Origin of the sequence: Vogesella sp. LIG4 (assembly GCF_900090205.1) — a bacterium.
Taxonomy (GTDB): Bacteria; Pseudomonadota; Gammaproteobacteria; order Burkholderiales; family Chromobacteriaceae; genus Vogesella.
In genome coordinates, this window is the sequence record NZ_LT607802.1 from 1,167,023 (window position 1) to 1,188,375 (window position 21,353).

Annotated in this window: 23 protein-coding genes; 3 read left to right on the plus strand and 20 right to left on the minus strand. The window is 65.7% G+C overall.

Going from position 1 to position 21,353, the window contains the following annotated elements; genetic code table 11:
* Positions 1-51: 51 nt before the first annotated feature.
* From PSELUDRAFT_RS05485 to PSELUDRAFT_RS05500, 4 genes are all read right to left on the minus strand, one after another.
* Positions 52-1,557: a tripartite tricarboxylate transporter permease gene (locus tag PSELUDRAFT_RS05485; protein WP_088965884.1), complete on the minus strand. Its 1,506-nt coding sequence runs from the start codon at positions 1,555-1,557 to the stop codon at positions 52-54.
* Positions 1,558-2,073, minus strand: coding sequence for a tripartite tricarboxylate transporter TctB family protein (locus tag PSELUDRAFT_RS05490; RefSeq protein WP_088965885.1), 516 nt, complete (start codon positions 2,071-2,073; stop codon positions 1,558-1,560).
* 3 nt (positions 2,074-2,076) lie between these two features.
* Positions 2,077-3,030, minus strand: coding sequence for a tripartite tricarboxylate transporter substrate binding protein (locus PSELUDRAFT_RS05495; RefSeq protein WP_088965886.1), 954 nt, complete (start codon positions 3,028-3,030; stop codon positions 2,077-2,079).
* Between the two features lie 94 nt (positions 3,031-3,124).
* Positions 3,125-4,177: an ABC transporter substrate-binding protein gene (locus PSELUDRAFT_RS05500; protein ID WP_088965887.1), complete on the minus strand. Its 1,053-nt coding sequence runs from the start codon at positions 4,175-4,177 to the stop codon at positions 3,125-3,127.
* Between the two features lie 220 nt (positions 4,178-4,397).
* Between PSELUDRAFT_RS05500 and PSELUDRAFT_RS05505 the strand changes: the two genes are divergently transcribed.
* Together PSELUDRAFT_RS05505 and PSELUDRAFT_RS05510 are read left to right on the plus strand one after the other, a co-directional pair.
* Positions 4,398-5,066: a response regulator gene (locus tag PSELUDRAFT_RS05505; protein WP_088965888.1), complete on the plus strand. Its 669-nt coding sequence runs from the start codon at positions 4,398-4,400 to the stop codon at positions 5,064-5,066.
* Complete coding sequence (locus PSELUDRAFT_RS05510) at positions 5,063-6,442, plus strand: sensor histidine kinase (protein ID WP_088965889.1); 1,380 nt, start codon at positions 5,063-5,065, stop codon at positions 6,440-6,442. The genes PSELUDRAFT_RS05505 and PSELUDRAFT_RS05510 overlap by 4 nt, the downstream gene beginning before the upstream one ends.
* Before the next feature lie 2 nt (positions 6,443-6,444).
* On the opposite strand, the gene PSELUDRAFT_RS05515 is transcribed toward PSELUDRAFT_RS05510, so the two are convergent.
* The 4 genes from PSELUDRAFT_RS05515 to PSELUDRAFT_RS05530 all read right to left on the minus strand — a co-directional run bounded on the left by PSELUDRAFT_RS05515 (position 6,445) and on the right by PSELUDRAFT_RS05530 (position 10,799).
* Complete coding sequence (locus PSELUDRAFT_RS05515) at positions 6,445-6,804, minus strand: group 1 truncated hemoglobin (protein WP_231895310.1); 360 nt, start codon at positions 6,802-6,804, stop codon at positions 6,445-6,447.
* 204 nt (positions 6,805-7,008) lie between these two features.
* Positions 7,009-7,476, minus strand: a complete 468-nt coding sequence (gene pyrI, locus PSELUDRAFT_RS05520) for an aspartate carbamoyltransferase regulatory subunit (RefSeq protein ID WP_088965891.1) — start codon at positions 7,474-7,476, stop codon at positions 7,009-7,011.
* Between the two features lie 11 nt (positions 7,477-7,487).
* A complete protein-coding gene (gene pyrB, locus PSELUDRAFT_RS05525) occupies positions 7,488-8,408 on the minus strand; it encodes an aspartate carbamoyltransferase (protein WP_088965892.1) in 921 nt (306 codons plus the stop codon).
* A 312-nt stretch (positions 8,409-8,720) separates the two neighbouring features.
* On the minus strand, positions 8,721-10,799 hold the full coding sequence (locus tag PSELUDRAFT_RS05530; protein WP_088965893.1) for a methyl-accepting chemotaxis protein: 2,079 nt from the start codon (positions 10,797-10,799) through the stop codon (positions 8,721-8,723).
* A 310-nt stretch (positions 10,800-11,109) separates the two neighbouring features.
* Between PSELUDRAFT_RS05530 and PSELUDRAFT_RS05535 the strand changes: the two genes are divergently transcribed.
* Positions 11,110-12,324 carry an HD-GYP domain-containing protein gene (locus PSELUDRAFT_RS05535; protein ID WP_088965894.1) on the plus strand — a complete coding sequence of 405 codons (1,215 nt, stop codon included), beginning with the start codon at positions 11,110-11,112 and terminating at the stop codon, positions 12,322-12,324.
* Between the two features lie 74 nt (positions 12,325-12,398).
* Here the strand turns inward: PSELUDRAFT_RS05535 and PSELUDRAFT_RS05540 are convergent, their stop codons facing one another.
* The 12 genes from PSELUDRAFT_RS05540 to PSELUDRAFT_RS05590 all read right to left on the minus strand — a co-directional run bounded on the left by PSELUDRAFT_RS05540 (position 12,399) and on the right by PSELUDRAFT_RS05590 (position 21,336).
* Positions 12,399-13,337, minus strand: a complete 939-nt coding sequence (locus PSELUDRAFT_RS05540) for a sensor domain-containing diguanylate cyclase (RefSeq protein WP_088965895.1) — start codon at positions 13,335-13,337, stop codon at positions 12,399-12,401.
* Positions 13,338-13,514: 177 nt separating this feature from the next.
* Entirely contained in the window at positions 13,515-13,847 is a 333-nt protein-coding gene (locus PSELUDRAFT_RS05545; RefSeq protein ID WP_088965896.1) for a nucleotide pyrophosphohydrolase, read from the minus strand.
* A 153-nt stretch (positions 13,848-14,000) separates the two neighbouring features.
* Positions 14,001-14,609 carry a glutathione transferase GstA gene (gene gstA, locus PSELUDRAFT_RS05550; RefSeq protein ID WP_088965897.1) on the minus strand — a complete coding sequence of 203 codons (609 nt, stop codon included), beginning with the start codon at positions 14,607-14,609 and terminating at the stop codon, positions 14,001-14,003.
* Between the two features lie 132 nt (positions 14,610-14,741).
* Positions 14,742-15,026: a VF530 family DNA-binding protein gene (locus PSELUDRAFT_RS05555; RefSeq protein WP_088965898.1), complete on the minus strand. Its 285-nt coding sequence runs from the start codon at positions 15,024-15,026 to the stop codon at positions 14,742-14,744.
* Positions 15,019-15,423, minus strand: a complete 405-nt coding sequence (locus PSELUDRAFT_RS05560; RefSeq protein ID WP_088965899.1) for a YkgJ family cysteine cluster protein — start codon at positions 15,421-15,423, stop codon at positions 15,019-15,021. The genes PSELUDRAFT_RS05555 and PSELUDRAFT_RS05560 overlap by 8 nt, the downstream gene beginning before the upstream one ends.
* Before the next feature lie 107 nt (positions 15,424-15,530).
* Positions 15,531-15,995: a DUF3291 domain-containing protein gene (locus PSELUDRAFT_RS05565; RefSeq protein WP_088965900.1), complete on the minus strand. Its 465-nt coding sequence runs from the start codon at positions 15,993-15,995 to the stop codon at positions 15,531-15,533.
* 151 nt (positions 15,996-16,146) lie between these two features.
* Entirely contained in the window at positions 16,147-16,512 is a 366-nt protein-coding gene (locus tag PSELUDRAFT_RS05570) for a VOC family protein (protein ID WP_231895311.1), read from the minus strand.
* Positions 16,513-16,650: 138 nt separating this feature from the next.
* A complete protein-coding gene (locus tag PSELUDRAFT_RS05575) occupies positions 16,651-19,071 on the minus strand; it encodes a DUF3141 domain-containing protein (RefSeq protein ID WP_088965902.1) in 2,421 nt (806 codons plus the stop codon).
* A gap of 236 nt (positions 19,072-19,307) precedes the next feature.
* The gene (locus tag PSELUDRAFT_RS05580) at positions 19,308-19,772 is read right to left on the minus strand and encodes a DMT family transporter (RefSeq protein WP_088965903.1); all 465 of its coding nucleotides are present in this window, start codon (positions 19,770-19,772) and stop codon (positions 19,308-19,310) included.
* A 219-nt stretch (positions 19,773-19,991) separates the two neighbouring features.
* The gene (locus PSELUDRAFT_RS05585) at positions 19,992-20,492 is read right to left on the minus strand and encodes a cupin domain-containing protein (RefSeq protein ID WP_088965904.1); all 501 of its coding nucleotides are present in this window, start codon (positions 20,490-20,492) and stop codon (positions 19,992-19,994) included.
* 42 nt (positions 20,493-20,534) lie between these two features.
* Positions 20,535-20,702, minus strand: coding sequence for a hypothetical protein (locus PSELUDRAFT_RS19590; RefSeq protein WP_164497421.1), 168 nt, complete (start codon positions 20,700-20,702; stop codon positions 20,535-20,537).
* 184 nt (positions 20,703-20,886) lie between these two features.
* Positions 20,887-21,336, minus strand: coding sequence for a hypothetical protein (locus tag PSELUDRAFT_RS05590; RefSeq protein ID WP_088965905.1), 450 nt, complete (start codon positions 21,334-21,336; stop codon positions 20,887-20,889).
* Between the last annotated feature and the right edge of the window lie 17 nt (positions 21,337-21,353).

Below are 21,353 nucleotides of genomic sequence, written 5' to 3' on the forward strand. Positions count from 1 at the left end.
GCGCAAGGACCGGTACTGGGAAGTACGGTGTTCAGTGTGGCCGCATGCTGTTCAGGCGGCGGCCAGCAGGCGCTGGCGGCGTTTCAGCAGCGGCGGCACCACCAGGATGGCTACCGTCACCAGCAGAATGGCCAGCGAGATCGGGTGGGTGAGGAATACCGTCAGGTCGCCCTGGTGGATGGACATGGCGCGGCGGAAGTGTTTTTCCGCCATCGGCCCCACTATCAGCCCCACCACCAGCGGCACCACCGGGAAGTCATAGCGCCGCATCAGGAAGCCCAGCACCCCGATCACGTACAGCAGCATCAGGTCGAACCAGCTCTGGCGCAGCGCGTAGGCGCCCATGGTGGCCAGCAGTACGATGCCGCCATACAGCAGTGGGCGCGGCACTTTCAGGAACTGCACCCACAACCCCACCAGCGGCAGGTTCAGCACCAGCAGCATCACGTTGCCGATGTACAGCGAGGCGATCAGGCCCCACACCAGCTCCGGGTTGGTATCGAACAGCAGCGGGCCGGGCACGATGTTGTACTGCTGGAAGGCAGACAGCATGATGGCCGCGGTGGCCGAAGTGGGGATGCCCAGCGTCAGCAGCGGCACCAGGGTACCGGTGACGGCGGCATTGTTGGCCGCTTCCGGGCCGGCCACGCCTTCGATGGCGCCCTTGCCGAATTCCTTCTGCGCCTCCGGGCTGGCCAGCTTCTTCTCCGCCGAGTAGGACAGGAAGGTCGGCATCTCGGTACCGCCGGCCGGCAGGGTGCCGAACGGGAAGCCGATGGCGGTGCCGCGCAGCCAGGACTTCCACGAGCGGCGCCAGTCACTCTTGCTCATCCAGAAGCTGCCACCCATGGTTTCCAGGCCGGCCTTGACCTTGTTCTCGTAGGTGGCGGTGTACAGCGTCTCGCCAACCGCGAACAGGCCCATGGCGATCACCACGATATCCACGCCGTCGATCAGCGGCAGCAGGCCGAAGGTGAAGCGGCTCTGGCCGGATTGCGGCTCGATGCCGATCAGGCCGATGGCCAGGCCCAGCAGCAGCGCGATGCAGCCTTTCAGCGGCGAGTTGCCCAGCACCGCGGATACCGCGGCAAAGGTCAGCATCATCAGCGCGAAGGTTTCCACCGGGCCCAGCTGCAGCGCGAAGCCGGCGATCACCGGTGCCAGCAGCGACAGCAATACGGTGGAGATGCTGCCGGCCACGAAGGAGCCGATGGCGGCGGTGGACAGCGCCGGGCCGGCGCGGCCGGCCTTGGCCATCTTGTTGCCTTCCAGCGCCGAGACGATGGAGCCGGCCTCACCCGGAGTATTGAGCAGGATGGAGGTGGTGGAGCCGCCGAACATGGCGCCGTAGTAGACACCGGCCAGCATGATCAGCGCGCCGGTAGGATCCACGCTTTGCGTCACCGGCAGCAGCAGCGCCACGGTTACTGCCGGGCCCACGCCGGGCAGCACGCCGATGGCGGTGCCCAGGGTACAGCCCAGCAGCGCCCACAGCAGGTTGGCCGGGGTCAGTGCGGTAGCAAAGCCCAGGCTGAACAGCGCATTCAAGGATTCCATTTACAGTACTCCCCCCGGCAGCAGGGCCGGCAGGTTCAGGCCCAGCCACTTGAACAGGTGGAACAGGACGAGGGCCAGGGCGAAGGACAGCACCAGATCCAGCGCCGGACGGCGGGTTTCCAGTGCGCGGCAGATGCCGAAGCACAACAGCGTGCCGGCCAGGGTGAAGCCGATCAGGCCGATCAGCGCCATGTGCGCGATCAGGCTGCCGCTGGCAATGACGAACATGCGCCAGTCCGGGTCGCCGCGCTCGGCGGCTTCTTCGGCTTCCAGCGCGTCCGTGTCGTCTTCCCCGTCGCTGAGCACCGTGTCCGGCCCGTTGCGGTGGCGACGCTGCATCAGCAACGCGCCACCGGCAACGATGAGACCGGAAACGATCAGGGTGGGGAAGAAGCGCGGACCGATGCCGGCGTAACCGGCATCATTCGGGATATCGCCGATCTGCCAGGCCATGAAGATGCCCAGCACGATCACCCCGATGGCGAGCCACTGCTCGCCGGATACGCGCTTGATCATGGCTCAGTTACCCAGCTTCAGTTTCTTCACGGTGGCGGCGGTACGCTTCACGTCCTCGTCGAGGAAGCTCTTGAAGCTGTCGCCGGTCTGCAGCATGTCCAGCCATTCCATCTTGTCGGCCTTGGCTTTCCAGCCCGGCGATTTCACCGCCACTTCCACCGCCTTGATCAGCGCGGCCTTCTGGCTGGCGTTGATGCCCGGGGCGGCGAACACGCCGCGCCAGTTGTACACCACCACATCGCTGCCCTGTTCACGCAGGGTCGGCACCGGGATGTCCGGGTTGCGGGTGGCGGCGGAGATGCCCAGCGCGCGCACCTTGCCGGCCTTGATCAGGTCGGCCAGCTCGCCGTAGCCGCTGATGTAGGCGGCGATCTGGCTGCCCAGGATGGCGGCCTTGCCCTCGCCACCACCGGCGAACGGGATGTAGTTCAGCTTGGCCGGATCCACGCCGGCTTTTTCCGACATCAGGCTGGCCATGATGTGGTCGATGCCGCCGGCGGAGCCGCCACCGATGCTGACGCTGCCCGGGTTGGCCTTGTAGGCGGCCAGCAGGTCCTTGATGGATTTGTACGGCGAGGAAGCCGGCACCACGATGACGTTGAACTCACCCATCAGGCGGGCAATCGGCGTCACCATGCCGAAGTTCACCGGCGACTTGTTGGTCTCCAGCGCACCCACGGTCACGGCGCCGGCCACCAGCAGGGCGTTGGGGTTGCCCTTCTCGTTGTTGACGAACTGCGCCATGCCGATGGCGCCGCCGGCGCCGGCCTTGTTTTCCACCACCACGCTCTTGGCGTAGCCGGTGGCCTGAAGTGCTTCGGCCATGGTGCGCGCCACGGTGTCGAAGCCACCGCCCGGGTTGGCCGGCGCCATCATCTTGAACTGGTCCACCTGTGCCAGGGCGGCGAACGGCGCCAGCGCGAGCAGGCAGGCGGCAAGCAGTGCTTTGCGTTTCATGTGTTTCTCCTCCGTCATGCGGTTGTTGTGTGATGTATGCCCTCTGCCGGGGCGGTATTGGCAGCCGGTGCCGGCACCGGTCTGCGAATGGGGTTTACGGCGCCCTGCCCGGCGCCAGCTGCTGTTGCCAGTGGCGCAGGAACAGGCTGCGCTTGGCACTGTCCAGGTACACCAGCAGGCCGCTGCCCACCTGGATCGGGCGCAGCTTGGGCGCCTCGCGGTCCAGATCGACATTGCCCAGCCGCCGCGGCAGGTCATTGCGTATCGGCGGCAGGCCGCTGGCCTGTGCCAGCACCTGCTGACCTTCGCGCGACAGCACGAAATCCATCCACAGCCTGGCCGCTGCCGGGTGCCGCGCCGCCTTGTGGATCAATTGCAGGCGGCTGACCACCAGCGTGTAATCCTGCGGCAGCAGCCAGCCCACCTGCGGGTGCTGCCGGGCGAAGCGCCATGCATACGGCCCCAGCACGTTGTAGGCGATGTCCGCTTCGCCGCGCTGCAACCGCTGCAGCAGGGTCAGGCTGTTGCCGTCCTGGTAGCGCATGTGGCGCCCCAGCGCCGCGGCCAGATCCCAGAACTCCGGGTTGTGCCGCGAGTCCTGGCTGAAAAAGAAATAGCCGGCACCGGAGCTGGCCACGTCGTAGCTGGCCAGCCGCCAGCGGGCGCCGTCCTGGCGCAGGGCACGGCGCAGCGCGGCATGGCTGTCCGGCATGTCGCCATCGGCAATGCGGTGGCGGTCGTAGGCCAGCACGATAGGCTCGAAGGTGGTGCCGTACACTTCGTCGCGCCACGATGCCCAGCCGGGCAGCGCTGCCTTCTGCGGCGAGCTGTAGCGCAGCGCCAGCCCCTCGTTCACCAGCTTGATCTGCAGGTCCATCGCCGAACTCCACAGCACGTCGCCATGCTCGCCGCGCAGTGCGCGGCGGTAGATGTCGGCACCGGACAGGTCGCGGTAGTCCACTCGCAGGTAGGGGTGGCGCTGGTGGAAGGCTGCCAGCAGCGGCGCCACCTGTTCGCGGTCGGTGGTGGAATCCACCTGCAGCACGCCTTCGCGGCGCGCGGTTTCCTCCAGCGCGCTACGCGGCGCAGCGCCCGCCAGCAGCGGGGCGGCGATCAACAACAGCAACAGTGCGCGCAAAGCGTTCATGCGGTTTTCCTTCCGTTGGTGGCTAGTCTGGCAAGGCAAGCTTTCAATTCCCTTTCATCCGCCGCTTGTTGCACTGCACTGGTGCAAGAAAGCCGCAGCATGGCGGCGTGCCGGGCGGAGCCGTGGCACACGGGTGTTACGATGAAAAAAGACGGCCGCGCCACCGCAGCGCTGCCGGCATACAACACACGAAGCAATGAGAGAACGAGAGAGCGAGACCATGAGACTGTTGCTGGTCGAAGACAACCCCGACATCGCGCTGTGGCTGCAGAAGGCGCTGTCGGCTGCCGGCCACGCGGTGGATGTCGCCGCCGACGGCGTGCAGGCCGATCAGCTGCTGGGCTATGAGCCCTACGCGCTGGTGATCCTGGACATTGGCCTGCCGCGCATGGACGGCTTCGAGGTGCTCAAGCGCCTGCGCCGGCGCGGCAACCGGGTGCCGGTGCTGGTATTGACAGCGCAGACCGGGGTGGATGCGCGCGTGCATGGCCTCGACCTGGGCGCCGACGACTACCTGGGCAAACCGTTTGAGCTGGCCGAGCTGGAAGCGCGGGTGCGCGCGCTGCTGCGCCGCTCGCAGGGCAAGGAAGACGGCGTGCTGCAATGCGGCGAGCTGTTGTTCGAGCCGGCCAGCAAGCGCTACAGCGTGCGCGGCCAACCTTTGGCGCTGACGCCGCGTGAAATGGCGGTGCTGGAAGTGCTGCTCTACCGCCAGGGCAAGCCGGTGAGCAAGGAAACCCTGGCCGAGCAGATCGTGCGCCTGGACCAGGACCTGAGCCCGGACGCCATGGAAATCTACGTGTACCGGCTGCGCAAGAAGCTGGTGGACAGCGGTGTGGTGATCCTCACCCTGCGCGGGCTGGGCTATATGCTGGACGTGGCCAAATGAGCCGTTCGCTGCGCCGCCAGCTGGTGCAGTGGGTGGTGATTCCGTTGCTTCCGCTGGCGGCGGCCACCGCCTGGCTGGCACAGAACAACGCGCGCGAGGCGGCCAATGCCGCCTTCGACCGCACCCTGCAGGCTTCCGCGCGCAGCATTGCCGAGCGCATCACGCTGCAGGATGGCGAACTGGTGGTGGACCTGCCGGTGGCGGCGCTGGAGATGTTCGATCCGCACTTCCAGGACCGGGTGTTCTACCGCATCAGTTTTGCCGGCGGCACCACCGTTACCGGCGATAGCGAACTGCCACAGCCGCCCAGCCTGCCGGCGGCGGGCGAGGTGCGTTTCTACGATGCCCGCCTGCGTGGCGAGGAAATCCGCAGCGTGGCGCTGGGCGTGCCGCTGTTCTACGGCGGTGGCCAGCGCCTGCTGCTGGTGCAGGTGGGCGAGACCACCCTGTCGCGCCAGGCGCTGGCGCGACAGCTGTTCCGCCAGTCGCTGGCACAGCAGTGGCTGATCGGCGCGGTGGCGGCGCTGCTGGTGGCGGTGGGCATCAACCGTGCGCTGCGGCCGCTGCAACGGGTGCGCGCCATCCTGCGCGAGCGTGCCGGCGACCCGTCGCTGCAACTGGAAGTGGGCAGCGTGCAGCGCGAGCTGCAGCCGCTGGTCAGCGCACTCAACAGCGCGCTGGCGGAGCTGGAGCAGCAACTGGCGGTGCAGAAGCGCTTTACCGCCGATGCCGCCCACCAGCTGCGCACCCCGCTGACGCTGTTGAAAACCCAGGCCGAGGTGACGCTGCGCATGGCGGATCCAGCCGAGCAGCGCAGTGGTGTGGCAGCGCTGGTGCGCGCCACCGACCAGGTGATACGGCTGGCCAACCAGCTGCTGGCGCTGTCGCGCGCCGAACCCGGCCCCAACCGCCACGACACCGCCGAGCTGGACCTGGCTGAGCTGGCGCGCGCGGTGACCCTGGACTTCGTCACCGTGGCGCTGGGCAAGTCGCTGGACCTGGGCTACGAGGGCGACGAGCATGCCCCCTTATGCGGCCAACCTTTGCTGCTGCGCGAAATGCTGTCCAACCTGGTGGACAACGCGGTGCGCTACACCCCGGCCGGCGGTGAAATCACCGTCGGTGCGCATGCCCGCGGTGACGAGGTGGAACTGACAGTGGCCGACAGCGGCCCGGGTATTGCGCCGCAGGAGCGCGCGCTGGTGTTCGAGCGCTTCTACCGCGGCCAGCAGACCGGCGGCGACGGCTGCGGCCTCGGTCTTGCCATCGTGCGCGAGATCGTGCGCGGCCACGGCGGCCAGATCCGGCTGGAAAGCGCCAGCGCCGGCGGCCTGCGGGTGGCGATCACCCTGCCCCGTCAGCCACCGGCGCGCTGAGCTTACTGCCGGATCACCTCGTCCTTCAGGCTGTACAGGATGGCGATCACTTCGTGGCGGGCGTCTTCCGCTACGTTGTTGCTGGCCAGTGCCGTGAGGATATCGTCCATCACCGCCAGGTATTCCTGCTCGCTGATATTCATGCCGCGGTGCGCGCTGCGCATGTCCTTGCCGCAGTACACCTGCGGCCCGCCACTACCCATGCAGAAAAACTGGAACACCATTTCCTTGAGGTGGCCAAGGTCGGCAACGTGGGCAAAACGGGGATGCACAGCCGGGTTGGACAGGTGGTTGGCCACCACGTCGTCGATGATGCGGCGGATGCCGTCGGCGCCGCCAAGTCGTTCGTAAAGGGTAAGCATGATGACTCCCGCGTGCGTGGATCACTGCTGCAGGCAGCGGCCATCGGGGTCGTCGGGTGCGGCAGACTGCGCCTGCCAGCGGGCAGGCTGGCCGGGTAGTTTCACCATAGCCCGCGAGGCGGGGGAGTCAATTGCTGGGCGCAGGCGCATGAAAAACGCCACCGCGGGGCGGTGGCGTCGGGTCGGTGCAGCGCGGGCCGGCGCTTAGCGGCTGCCTACCACGATGTCCTTGCTGAACACCTTCTCGCAGTATTTGCACTTCATCTTGGTGTCGTGCTCGGTGACGCGCACGGTGAAATGGCTCTTTACCGGCTCCACGTGCGATACGCAGTTGGAGTTGGCGCAGGCGAAGATGCCGGTGACTTCTTCCGGAATCGCCAGCTTCTGCTTGCGCACCACTTCGAAGTCCTCGATCACGCTGACGGTGCACTTGGGTGCCAGCAGCGCCAGCTCGTTGGCCTGCTCTTCGCTCAGCACCAGGTTTTCCACCTTGATCAGATCCTTGGCGCCCATGTGGCCGCTGGACAGGTTCAGCCCCACGGTGACGCGCTCGCCGTATTCGGTGAGTTTGAACAGGTGCAGGATGCGCAGGCCCATACCGGCCGGGATGTGGTCGATCACGGTACCGTTTTTCAGTGCCTCGACGTTGCGGGCGTAGACTTTTTCGCTCATCGGTTTTCCTTTCACACCGTTTCGTTCAGTACCAGCGACAGCAGCGCCTGGCGTGCGAACACGCCGTTGCGGGCCTGTTCGAAGTAGTAGGCATGCGGGGTGCTGTCCACGTCGGTGGTGATTTCGTCCACCCGCGGCAGCGGGTGCAGGATCTTCATGTTCGGGCGCGCGTTGCGCAGCATGTCGGCGCGCAGCACGAACTGGCCCTGGATCTTCTGGTACTCGGCCTCGTCGAAGCGCTCGCGCTGCACGCGGGTCATGTACAGGATGTCGATGTGCGGGATCACTTCTTCGATGGTGGCAGCGATGGTGTAGCTGATGCCGCGCTCGTCCAGCTCCTCGCACAGGTAGTCAGGCATTGCCAGCGACTCGGGGCCGACAAAGTAGAACTTGGCGCCGAACAGCGACAGCGCCTGCGCCAGCGAGTGCACGGTGCGGCCGTACTTGAGGTCGCCGACGAAGGCCACGGTGAGGTTGTCCAGCCGGCCCTGGGTTTCGCGCAGGGTGAACAGGTCCAGCAGGGTTTGCGACGGGTGCTGGTTGGCGCCGTCGCCACCGTTGATGATGGGCACGGCAGAGAACTCGCTGGCCACGCGCGCGGCGCCTTCCTTGGGGTGACGCATCACGATGGCATCGGTGTAGCTGCTGATGATGCGCACGGTGTCGGCCAGGGTCTCGCCCTTCTTGGTGGAGGTACTGGCGGCGTCGGAAAAGCCGATCACGTTGCCGCCCAGGCGCTGCACCGCGGTTTCGAACGACAGGCGGGTGCGGGTGGACGGCTCGAAGAAGCAGGTGGCGATCAGGCGGTCCTTGAGCAGGTCGGCGCGCGGCTTGGCCTTCAGGCGCGCGGCGGTTTCCACTACCAGTTCCAGCTCTTCACGGCTGAAGTCCGGAATGGAAAGGATGTGCTTGCGGTAAAGCGGATTGGCCATGGGATATCGCTCCGGCAATGATGAAACTTTAAAAAAAAGCTCCTGAACGGGTCAGGAGCTTTTTTCACAAAAACGGCAGGGCCAGGCCACGCCTCGGCCACGTTCGGCAACGCCGGCTGCGCGCGCGGCGGTGGCGCACGGGGCTGGCTGGCAACGGGTGGCGGTCATGGCAGGCTTTCGAACAAAACCGCGGGATTATACGAAATTCACTTTCGTCGCGGTAGGCCCACGCTGCAAGCTTGCGGCCAACGTTGGCCGCAAAAAAGGCCACGCCGCGCATGACATGCGGGGGGGCCCGTGCTGCTGCGCGGCTTACAGCCGGAAGTTGCCCACCAGGTTTTCCAGGCTGGCGGCCAGTTCGCGCAGCTGATCCACCTCGCGGCGCACTTCGCCAACGATGTGGTTGTTGCTCTGCGCCATGGTGCTGATGCGCTCCACGTTCTGCGCAATTTCGGAGGCGGCGCTGGATTGCTCGCGGGTGGAGGAGGCAATGTCGCCGATGCCCAGCACCAGCGCCTGGCTCTTCTCGCGCACCTGCTGCATGGCCTGGTTGGCTTCCTCGGCAATGTCCACGCTCACCGCCACCATGGCGCTGGATTTCTTCACATTGCTCACGGCCTCGTCGGTTTCGCTGCTGATGGCGTTGACGATGCGGGTGATCTGCAGCGTGGCCTCGGCGGTGCGGCTGGCCAGCTGGCGCACTTCGTCGGCCACCACCGCGAAGCCGCGGCCCATTTCGCCGGCGCGCGCCGCTTCGATGGCAGCGTTCAGCGCCAGCAGATTGGTCTGGTCGGCAATGTCCTTGATCACGTTGACGATGGTGGTGACTTCGCCGGAGCGCTCGCCCAGTGCCTCCATGCGCGTGGCCAGCGCCTGCATGCCGCTGGTCATGCGGGTGATCTCGGTGGTGACTTTCTCCACCGTGGCCACGCTCTGCTCGGTGAGGCTGCCGGTATCGCGCGCCGCGGTTTCGGCGTCCTGCGCGGTGTTGGCGATGTGGTGCACGCTGACGGTGACCTGCTCCACCCCGGCGGCGGTGGCGCTGGCGGCGTCGGACTGCTGCGCCGAGGCCTGTTCCACCTGCACGGCGGAGGCGCTGAGCTGGCCCGCGGTGCGGCTTACCGCCAGGCTCTGCTCGCGTACTTCCACGAACATGTCGCGCAGTGATTCGATGAACTGGTTGAAGGCGGCGGCGGTGCGACCGATCTCATCGCGGTTGGGCACCTGGATGCGCACCGTCAGGTCGCCCTTGCCGGAGGCCAGCTGCTCCATGGTGCCGGCCAGCACGTTCAGCGGGCGGGTCAGCGCGCGCACCACGCCGGCCAGCACCAGCAGGATGATCACCAGCGCGGCGATGCCGATGCCGATGGCGGTGTTGCGCTGGCTGGCGGCGGCCGCGGTGATGGCGGCGGTGGGCACCGACACGCCGGCGGCCCAGAACTGGCCGGTGTCACCTACCTTGATCGGGTAGAAGAAGTGGGTGAAGCCGGCGTCCTCGTAGACGAAGCTCTCGCCCTTCTTGATCTTGTCGAGGTTGGCCGCAAGCGGGTCTTCCTTGGCGATGGGCTTGCCCAGCAGCTCGGCCTTGGGGTTCACCACGTACAGGCCGCCTTCCGACACCATGCGCACGAAGCCGGTGTCGTACAGCTTCACGCTGCCGTATTTCTTCTGCAGGTCGTCCAGCGCCAGGTCGGCGGCGGCCAGGCCCTGGAACTTGCCGCTGCCGTCCTGGATGGCGTGCGCCAGCGAGCTTTCCAGCACCTGCTTGCCCTGCACTTCGTAGAAGAACGGCTCGGTGATGGTGTCGCGGTTACGGGTCTTCGGCGTGTAGTAGAAGTCGCCCCAGCCCGGCTTGTCATAGTCCGGCTGGTACTGGGAGAGTTTGTCCTTCCATTCCGGGAACTTGGCCACCCGGTCGCTGGACATCATGACGTCCTGCTTGGCCTTGCCGTCCGCGCTGCGGGTGATGTACGGGGTGTAGCGGCCGCTGGGGTCGTGGCGCGGCCAGTCCAGGCGGAACTGGTCGTCCTTGCCGTCCAGCGCGTTCGGCTCGTACAGCATCCACACGCCGATGGCCTGCTTCTCGGCGTCCAGAGTGCTCAGCAACATGTTGTCCACCACCTTGCGATCCACCGCGCCGGCGCGTTGCAGCCCGGCCACGTTTTCCGCCAGCAGGCGCGGAATGGCGAAGCCGCGTGCCAGGTCGCCGGTGACGGAGTCGGCGAAGCGGCCGGCCTGTTGCGAGGCCAGCTCGTAGCCCTGTTCCTTGGCCGAGTCGTAACTTTGCTTGGCGATCAGCGCGATCATGCTGGAAAAGCCGATGGCGATGGCGATGCCCGCCACCAGGATGATGCGGTTGCTCAGATGGCCCCAGCGTGTGGTTTCTGTCATGACTTCCCCCTTGTTGTTGTGCGCATTCTTGCTACCAGCTTAAGCGCCTAGCCGTATTCTTACTGAGGCTTTGCCGGTGTTATGGAAAATATCCTCAATTGTGTCCTGATAAAAATCAAGTGTTTGCAGCGGAATATACGGCTGCGCTGCAAACAAAACACCCATTTGTAGAATGACGCTGTGTTCGATGTAGGCTATATCAGGCTGTGGGGAAAATGCCAGATTTGCATTTGATTAAGGTTGAGGACGGATGCGATTCTGCGGCGTATGATCGTTTGAATTCCGGTGTATCGCGGCTAGTGGCGTATTCATGATCAAGTGTATCGACGTGTCCGACCTGAAGGTCGGGATGTTTGTGGATGACCTGAATTGCGATTGGTCTTCGCACCCGTTTTTCCGCAAAAGCTTCCTGCTCAAGAACGAGCAGGAGATCGAGAAAATCGTCGCCGCCGGCATCCACGAGGTATACATCGATACCAGCAAGGGCCTGGATGTAAAGCATGCCCGCACCGCCGAGGAGGTGAAGGTATCGCTGGAAAAGGAGATGATCGAGGCGCTGTCGCAGGAGCAGGCGCTGCCGCTGAAAGTGGAGCTGGCCGACGAAATGTCGCGCGCTGCCCGCATCAAGAACCAAGCGCACGAGCTGGTGAAAACGGTGATGCAGGACGTGCGGCTGGGCAAGGCGGTGGAGCTGGAAAAGGTCGATCCGATGATCGAGAGCATCACCGAATCCCTGCTGCGCAATGGCGGTGCGCTGCTTACCCTGCTGCGCATCAAGCACAAGGACGACTACACCTTCCTGCATTCGGTGAGCGTGGGCACGCTGATGATCGCCTTCTGCCGCTCGGTGGGCATGGACCGCGAAACCATCCACCTGGCCGGCATGGGCGGGCTGCTGCACGATACCGGCAAGGCGCTGGTGCCTGACGAGGTGCTGAACAAGCCTGGCCGGCTCACCGAAGCAGAGTTCGACATCATGAAGCGCCACCCGCGCGATGGTTTCGACATTCTGTGCCGCACCGACGGCATCGACGAGATTCCGCTGGACATCACCCTGCACCACCACGAACGCATCGACGGCAGCGGCTACCCGCACCACCTGAAGGGCGACACCATCAGCACGCTGGCCAAGATGGCGGCCATCGTCGATGTCTACGACGCCATTACCGCCGACCGCTGCTACCACAAGGGCATGCCGGCCACCGATGCGCTGCGCAAGATCTACGAATGGTCGAAGTACCACTTCGACCCCAAGCTGGTGCAGGCCTTTATGCGCTGCGTCGGCATCTACCCGGTGGGCACGCTGGTGCGGCTGGAGTCCGGCAGGCTGGGCGTGGTGGTGGAACAGAACGAGGGCAGCCTGCTGCAGCCCAAGATCAAGACCTTCTTCAGCGCCAAGAGCGGCGTGTACCTGACGCCGGAGATTGTCGACCTGTCCAAACCGCTGGGTTTTGGCGGCGGCGACAAGATCGTCAGCCACGAGAATCCGGAGCAATGGCAGCTCAACCCGCTGCGTTTCATGTGAAACAGTCAGCCAAATGCTGAAAACGATGCGGCCAACCTTTGAGCAAGGTTGGCCGCATTATTTTTGGGCTGCGTTTACAGCCGGATCAGCTCGCGGTCATTGCCGCCGCGGCGCTTGGCGCGGTACATCGCGCGGTCGGCCTGGCCCAGCAGGTCTGCCGGCATGGCGTCGCCGGTAGTGAAGGTGGCGATGCCGATCGACACGCCCACCTGGTTGGGGTGCGGCAGCCCTTCCAGCGGGTGACGCAGCGAGGCAATGACCTTGGCGGCCACCGCGCGGGCGCCGACATCGTTGCTGTTTTCCAGCAGGATGGCGAACTCGTCGCCGCCGACGCGCACCAGCAGATCGTTGCTGCGCACCGCGCCACGCAGGCGCTGGGCGATCAGCGACAGCACCCGGTCGCCTACTACGTGGCCGTGCACATCGTTGATGGGCTTGAACTGGTCCAGGTCGGCGAACAGCAGCGCGCACTGGCGCGACACGCGGTCGCGCGCCAGGGTTTCCAGCTTCAGTTCCAGGAAGCGGCGGTTGGACAGGCTGGTCAGCGGGTCGCGATGCGCCAGCTCGGTCAGCTGGCCCTGCAGCAATTGCAGGCGCTGCTCTTCCTGCTTGCGGGCGGTGATGTCGTGATGGGTTTCCAGCAGGCCTTCCAGCAGGCCATCGTCGCCGAACAGCGGTGCCACGGTCACATCGATGAAGCGTTCATTGCCGAGGATGTCCTGCTGGCGATGCTCCATGGTGACGGGCTGGCCGCTTTGCAGCGCGCTCTGGAACGGGCACGGCTGCTCGCCGCTGCAGGGGCTGGTGCTGGCATGGGCATAGTGGTGGCAGTTGCTTGCCGCGTCGGGGGTGCCGAACTGGCGCCGTGCGGCGGCATTGGCGTAGTCCACGCGGCCATCGGGACGGAACAGCATCACCGGTTGCGGCAGAAAATCCAGGATTTGCTGCAGACGGCGTGCCGCCGGGCTGTTGATTGCACCGTCGTGAATCAGGGCATGATCGGAATGCGTCATGGCAGCCAGTGGAAGCAAAAATAGGATGCTAGCATTCGATTTAAAATATTGGTGATGAATATTGGGTATTACGCCCGTTCATCACCATGAATGCGTTTTTTGGTGAAATATTTCTATAAATAGAGGTATCAGAAACGGCGCTGGCGACTGCCCTTTTTCGCAACACGCCGCCGTGCTTCAGCCTGCCGGCGGTGGATATTTCCGCGCGTTCTTGCGCAGTTTGTCCGCTACCGCGGCATCCAGGTCCACCTGGCACACGTCGGCCAGCCGCACCAGGTACATCAGCACATCGGCCAGCTCTTCCTGCAGGTGGGTGTACTCGGCCGGGTTTCCCGCAAGCTGCGCTGCCTCGGCATCGGTCTTCCACTGGAAGATTTCCGCCAGCTCCCCTACTTCGCCGGCCAGCGCCAGCATCAGGTTGCGCGGGGTATGGTAGGGCTGCCAGCTGCGCTCGGCGGCAAAATCGCGCTGCGCGGCAATCAGGCCGTCCACATCGACCAGTCTGCTCATGTTTTTGCTCCAGCTGCCAAAACAGCGATGAATGGTGGCCGCAGTTGGGCGGATACCCCGCAGGGGTGATCCGCCAGCGGCCTTGCCACAAGTCTGCCATGTATCGGCGGAACGCCCGGCTATGCCGGGCTTCCGCCCTACTCAAGGCAGTGCTTACAGCAGCCCTTCCTCGCGCATGGCCTGCATTACCGCCGGGCGTTCGCCGATGCGGCCACGGTAGGCTTGCAGCACCGGCCAGGCGTCCAGGTTGCGGCCCAGGATGCTCGCCCAGCCCAGGCAGGTGAACAGGTAGCCGTCGGCCACGCTGAAGCCGTCGGCCAGCAGGTAGTCCTGTTTGGCGAGGATGCCGCTGAGCAGGGTGAAGCGGGTGCTCAGCTGTTGCCAGGCGGCATCGCGCACGGCTTCGTCCTGGCTGCGGAACATCGGCGAGAAGCCCTTGTGCACTTCGGTGGAGATGAAGTTGAGCATTTCCTGCAGGCGGTAGCGCGCCAGCGTGCCGTTGGCCGGCGCCAGCTTGCGCTCGGGCGCCTGGTCGGCGATGTACTGCACGATGGCCGGGCCTTCGGTGAGGAACTCGCCGTTATCCAGCTGCAGCGCCGGCACGTAGCCTTTCGGGTTCAGTGCGCGGTAGTCGGCGCCGCTCTCGGTGAGGCGCGGCTCGGCACGCAGGTTCACTTTTTCGAAGCTGTACGCCAGGCCGGATTCGGCCAGGGCGATATGCGGGGACAGCGAGCAGGCACCGGGGGAGTAAAACAGTTTCATCGCGACTCCATGCAGTATGTCGGCGATGAGCAGGCCCGGCGTGTAGCCGGCGGGGCGATCGCCAACGGTTGGACAGCCTCCGGTGGGAGGGACCAGCTGCAAATGGCGTCGGCTTATGCGTTTTGCAATGGCTTAGTGTTGATTTTTGCCGGCGAACAGCACCCGCGGTGCCGGGCCGCGTGGCGCAGGTGCGGCCTTGGGCGTGACCAGTTCCAGGTACAGCGCTTCCACCTGCTGTCGTGCCCACGGGGTGCGGCGCAGAAAAGCCAGGCTGGATTTGATGCTGGGGTCGTGGTTGAAGCAGCGGATCTTCACCAGCTGCCCCAGGCGCGGCCAGCCGTAGTGGCGCACCAGCTCGGTGAGCAGCGCTTCCAGCGTGATGCCGTGCAGCGGGTTGTTGGCCTGCTTGTCAGTCATGGCTGGTTACCTTGCGGCCATGCGCCGGATTGCGCAGGTAGGCGCAGAAACCGGGGCGCGGGCCAACCTTGGGGTGGTTGCGGCAGGTGTTGGGGCGCTGTTCGTAGATGGTGCACAATCGGCTTTTGGCATCCAGGTACAGGCAGTCGCCGTTGGAGCGCTGCGCCAGGGTGAATACCCCGTACTTGAAGTTGAAATGCTGGATGATGCGCTGTTTTTCCAGCCGTTTGGCGATGTTCTTGATCGGCTCGTCCAGCTCGAACTCGTCCACCACACCCATGCGCACCAGGTCCGGCAGCTTTACTTCCACCGGCATGGTGCAACAGGAGGCCATGCAGTCGCTGCACAGCCCGTTCTTGTACTTGATCCAGGTATCGAGGCGGTCGATATCGGCCACGGCTATCCCTAACGCATTGAATTGACAACGAAATCCGCCCTCTGGCGGAAGCCGCGCATTCTACGGGCAGGTGGCAGTGGTGGCAAGGCCGCTGTCAGTGCAGGATTTCAAGCCGGCTGGTTGGCCGCATCCGGCGCCGGAAACGGCCGCGCGTAGCTGAACGCCGCGGCACTGGGGCCCTGCTGGCGCAACAGCGCCAGCTTGTCGGCGGCTTCCTGCAGGCTGGGGATGTGACCATGCGGCACCCACCACAGCACGGTGGCGGCCTCGGCCATGCGGCCGAACCACTCGCGGCGGCGGCGGAAGAATTCCACGTGCTCGCTGCGGTAGACGAAGTCGCCCAGCGCCTCGATGCTGCGCCACACCGACATGTTCACGATCACGTCGTCGCCGAACGGGCGCAGGCTGGTGGCGTCGCCGGCTTCGTCCTGCAGCCGCCACACGAAGCCGGGCGAGCCCTCGCCCAGGCCGTTGATGTGCTGCAGGTTGGCGACGAAGTCGGCCAGCTGCGGCGAATCCAGTGGCGCCAGCAGGGTGGCGATATTGAGTTGGGCAAGCTGGTAGGCGGACATGGCAGGCTCCATCGCGGGTGGGTGTCCGGCACAGGTGGTGATGACGATGGCAAAAAACAAGCGGCCAACCCTGGCAGGCTGGCCGCTTGTTGATCGCGCGTAGTGAGCGCCCCGCCTGGCGAGGCCCGACGTTTGCCGTGTTCGGCGCCTGCTACATGGAATGCAGGCCGAAGCTGTTGCCGTCCGGGTCCAGCCCCAGCGCGATGAAGCCGTACTGGCCGATGGATGTCTTGCCTTGCAGCAGTTTGCCGCCGGCGGCTTCGATACGGCTTGCCTCCTCGGCGCAGTCACCGCAGATGAAATACACCATTACGCTGTTGCCGCCGGAGGGCTGGCCGTCGCGTTTCACCAGGGCGCCGCCTGCGCCCCTGCCTTCCGGCTGCATCGGGAAGGTCCACATTTCCATGCCGGGGAATTCCAGTTTTTCCAGTTGCTGCTGCAGGACTGCCTGATAGAAGCTCACTGCGCGCGCCATGTCCTGGACGTGGATTTCGAACCAGCCTACCGGGTTGTTCATGATTGCCTCCTGTCTGTCCGGCTGGATGCCGGTGAGACTTCAGCATAGTGGCTGGTGGTGATTTGGCGATTAAAAAATATTGAGCAGACAATGGCTTGCGGCCAACCTGCAGAGGTTGGCCGCAAGGCGTGGCGCGGTTTATTCCGCGTCCGGCGCTGCCGGTTTGCGGCGGCTGCGCGGTGCTGCCGGCTTGGCCTCCGCGCTGCTTGCCGCTTTGCTGGCGGCGGGTTTGGCAGCGGCCGGGCTGCGCTTGGCGGCAGGCTGGCGCGCGGGTTTGGCTGCCGGCGTGGCAACTTCTACCCTGGCGGCTTCTGCTGGCTCAATTACCGCCGCTGTTTGCGCGGCCTCTGCTACTTCAGCAACTGCGGCAGCGGGTGCCGGTGCTGCCGCTTCGGCCTTGCCCGGCTGCGGGCTGGGGCCGCTCAGCTGCAGCGCGGCGGCCACGCGGGCCAGGCGTGCCTGTTTCTCCTCGCTGATCGGCCCGGCGATGCCCAGCAGGTGCCAGGCCAGGTCCAGCGCCTGCTGGCGCTGCTGCGGCTCGGTAAGCAGGCTGCCCAGGGTGTCCAGCGCGCGGGTTTCGTCGTTGCGCACCAGCCAAGTCTGGCGGCGGATGCTGTCTTTCAGCGCCGGCAGCGCCACGCCCTCGCCCAGCGGCGTTTCCGCCATCAGGCGGCGAATGGCGTTGAACGGGCGCACGTCCACCACGCCGGTGCCGATGGCGGTGTACACCAGCAGGCGCAGCAGGCCGTCGAACGGGTTGCCGGCGGTGTAGTGCTGCTCCAGCTCGGCACGCTTCAGGCGCAGCATTTCCTCGCGCTCCCAGCGGCCGGACTGCGCTTCGCGCTGCCAGGCGTCCGCCGGCGGCAGGCCGACCACTGCACGCAGCCACGGCGCGCCGTAGGTGAGTTCGAAGCATTGCTCCATCCAGCGGTCGCGCCAGTCGCCCCACTGCTCCAGCGCGCCGGCCATGAGCTTGCTGCCTTGCTGCTGCCACTGCCAGAACAGGTTGCCCTCGTCCACCGGCTGGCGTTGCAGGCGAATCTGCTCGGCCGCCCGTGGCAGCCAGGACAGCCACGGGTTGAGGCTGGACAGCAGCAGGCGCTCCTGCCGCGCCGGGTGCAGCACACGCAGTGCCTCGGCCTGCGCCGGCTTGATCAGCGCGCGCAGCCAGGGCGACACGAAGCTGTCGTACAGCTGCTGGTTGATCTCGGCTACGCGGCGCACCACTTCGAATGGCAGCTCGTCGTCGCGGCCGTCGTCCAGCGCGGCAATGTCGGCGATGTCGCGCGGCTCGAAGCGCACGATGTAGCGGCCCTGCAGGTAGTCCACGCCGGGGGTTTCCGGGTGGGTGTCGGTGATGACCGCCTCGTACAGCCCCGGCGGCAGCACGTCGATGAGATCCAGCGCGCTGGCCAGCTCGCTGTGCTCGCGGTTGGCCACGCCGGCGGACACGAAAATACCCAGGTGGCCCACCTGCTCGTGCAGGCAGTAGACGATGGTCTGCTCGTTGGCGCGAATCTCGTCGGTGCTGCGGTACAGGTCCATGACCCAGTTCAGCGCCTGTTGCGGCGGGGTGATGTTGTCGCCCCAGCTGGCGAACACGATGATGGGCGAGCGGATGTTGCGCAGGTCGACGCGGGTATTGCCCTGCTCCAGCTCGATGTCGCCGGCGGACAGGTGATTGCCGACGAACAGGTTCTGGGTGATCCACTCCATTTCCTGCTTGCCGAGCATGAAATGGCCGCCCCACCAGCGTTCGAAGTCCAGGAAGCGCTCGCGCTCGTCATCCACGTTGGCGTACAGACGGTACGGCTTTTCCCACAGCGTGTTGGCCGGGTTCAGGTTTTCGAAGTTGCTTACCAGGTGGGCGCCGTCGAACAGCCCGCCGCCCAGGTCGCCGGCCAGCGAGGCGCCCCAGGTGCCGCCGGTGAGGCCGCCGCTGTAGCGCAGCGGGTGCTTGCCGCGAATGCCGGACCAGTAGGCCAGCGGCGAGCCGGCCAGCAGGATGGGGCCGACCTTTTCCGGCGCGGTGGCCGCCAGCAGCGCCAGCGCCCAGCCGCCCTGGCAGTTGCCGATCACGAACGGCTTGCCGCTGTGGCCGCTGTGCAGGCTGTTGATGCGATCCATGAAGGCTTTTTCCGCCTGCAGCACGCATTCGATGGTCTGGCCCGGCTCCGGCTGCGGGAAGAACATCACGAAGTAGCACGGGTGGCCCTGGCGCAGCGCGATGCCGATTTCGCTGTCCATCTTGAAGCCGCCGATACCGGGGCCGTGGCCGGCGCGCGGGTCGATCACCACGAAGGGGCGTTTGTCCGGGTCGGTGGCCGGGCTGCCGGCCGGCGGGTGGATGGCGGCCAGTGCGTAGTTCACCGGCTGCGGCAGCTTGCGGCCATCCATGATCAGGCTGTAGTCGAAGGCCAGCACCGGCGGCTTGCCGTCGGCGTGGTGCTGCAGGTAGACATCGCCACGTTCGCGCAGCACATCCAGCGCGAGGATGCCGCGCTGCCAGGCATCGGTGAGGTAGGAATTCAGGTCGTTGAACAGGGTTGCGCTGTGCATGGCACGCTCCGCTAGACAGTATCACTAGCAGCATAGCCATACTTTTGTTGCAGTGCAGCTAAGGTATGCGGCAAAAATGTATCCGCATGTCCTTGATCTTTCGTGGGCAAGGCATGCGGCCAAGCTGTCCGTTCGGGCATGTTGTGTGCGGCGCAACAATACCCTGGCTGCAGGCCGGATCGTCTTGCGCAGTGTTGCCGGCCCTGCTCATCTGTTCCACGTGAAACGCCGCGGGTTCAGGCCTTGCCGATCTTGTCGCCCAGGTTCACCAGCAGCACGCCGGCAATCACCAGCGCCGCGCCCAGCAGGCGCCAGCTGTTGATCTCCTTCAACGGCATACCCAGCCAGCCGTAGCGGTCGAACAGCAGCGAGGCGCATACCTGGCCGGCGATGATCAGCGACAGCATTACCGCCACGCCCAGCCGCGGCGCCAGCAAGGTGGTGCCGAACACGAACAGCGCGCCCAGCATGCCGCCGGTAAGCATCCACCATTCGGCCTTGGGCAGCGCGGCCAGGCCCAGCCAGCGCTGGCCGGTAAGCAGGGCGGCAATGGCCAGGGTGACGGCGCCCACCAGGAAGGACACCAGGGCGGCCATGATGGGGCTGCCGCCTATCAGCATCTTGAGCTGGTTGTTGATTGCCGCCTGCAGCGGAATCACGATGCCGATGACGAAGGCCAGCGGGAGGTAAAGCGAGTTCATGGGTAAATCCGGTCGGGTGGGAGCGGCGATGATCCCGCCAATACCGGCGGCATGCAAGCAACGCAGTGTTCAGTTGCGCCCTGCCGGGGCCACGCTCCGGCGCGCGGGTGCGGGACAGGGCGAACACCGGGGGGCGCGGCATTTACAGAGGGTAAATGCGCCTGCCCAAAGCGGTATCAACGCCGTATCGCCGCCGCGTGGTGGAGCGTGTATCGCCGCTCAGTCCTGGCTGCCGGCCTGGCCGTCCCAGTATTCCATGGTGGCCTTGCCGTCGAAGCCCTGCCCCAGGCTGCGCACGCCGATGCGGCCGCTTTCCGGGTACACCACCACCTCGTTGCGGTTGCGCTCGCCGATGATCAGGTAGCGGCATGGGGCATCGCTGTGGTTGAACAGCGCATGGCCCACCTGCTGCCCGGCGGGAAAGCACACGTAGTCGCCGGCCTGCATGCGGTAGCGCGCCTCGCCCAGCAGCAGCGTCAGCTCGCCATCCAGGATCAGCAGGTGTTCCTCCTCCTGCATGTGGTAGTGCAGCGGGCAGGATTGCTTGCCGGGCGCCAGCTCCTCGCGGCTTACGCCCACGTGCTGCGCACCGCCGAATTCGCCCAGCTGTTGATAACGCAGGCCGAAGCGGCTGCCCTGTTGATAACTGTCCCACGGCACGCTGTCGGCGGCGAACGGTTCGTAGGCGCCAATGGTGTTGCGGCTGGTTTTCTGCTCCATATATGGCTCCGTGGTCAAGGCCCGGTCTGTGCATCCCGGCGCTTACTGCGCCGGGGAACTGTCGGTGTGCTGCTGCAGCTGCTGATTGTAGCTGTCCACCTGCTGCTGCACCGCCTTGGCCTTGTCCAGATCCTGGCGCTGGCTTTCGGCGATCTTGCCGCTGGGGCCGCAGGCGGCAAGCAGCAGGCTGAGGAGAATGACGACGCGCATGGTGCTCTCCGGCGGGTAGTGATGCCTGCGTTGTAGGCCAGGTCGCGGCGGGAGGAAAGCCCCAGGGGCGGCTCAGCATGGGGGCACTACCGCCTTCATGCCGGCATTGTGCAGCGCACTGCAGCGATTGATCCCGTTGACGTGCCGGGTGAGCGCAGCCGCCCCGGCAAAGCCTGGTGAATCATCACCTGGGCAGCGGGCACTGCGCGGGCGGGCCGGGCTGCTGCTGCGCCAGCAGCGCATCGGCCTGTGCCTGCTCGCCCTCGCTCAATTTGCGGTAGCCACGGCCATAGCGCCAGCCATAGCCCCAGCGGTAAGGCGTGAAAAAGTATGGCCCGCCGCCCAGGTGCACGCCAGTGAACATCAGCTCGGCAAGCTCGCGGCTGCCGCTGGCCGCCAGCACGCAGCGGCGCAGGGCCTGATCTGCCTGTAGCCGTTGCTCGGCGCTGCCGCCGCGCCAGTAGGCCAGATCATGTGCCACGCAGCAGGTGCACCAGTCCGCCTTGCCGATCAGCGCCCGGTCCGGAAACAGGCTGCAGCCATCGGTGGTGAACGGCTGCAACGGTGCCTGGGTGGCACAGGCGGACAGCAGAACGGCACAGCTGGCAATCAGGGATTTGGCAGGGAATGTCATGCGCATGCTCCAGGCGG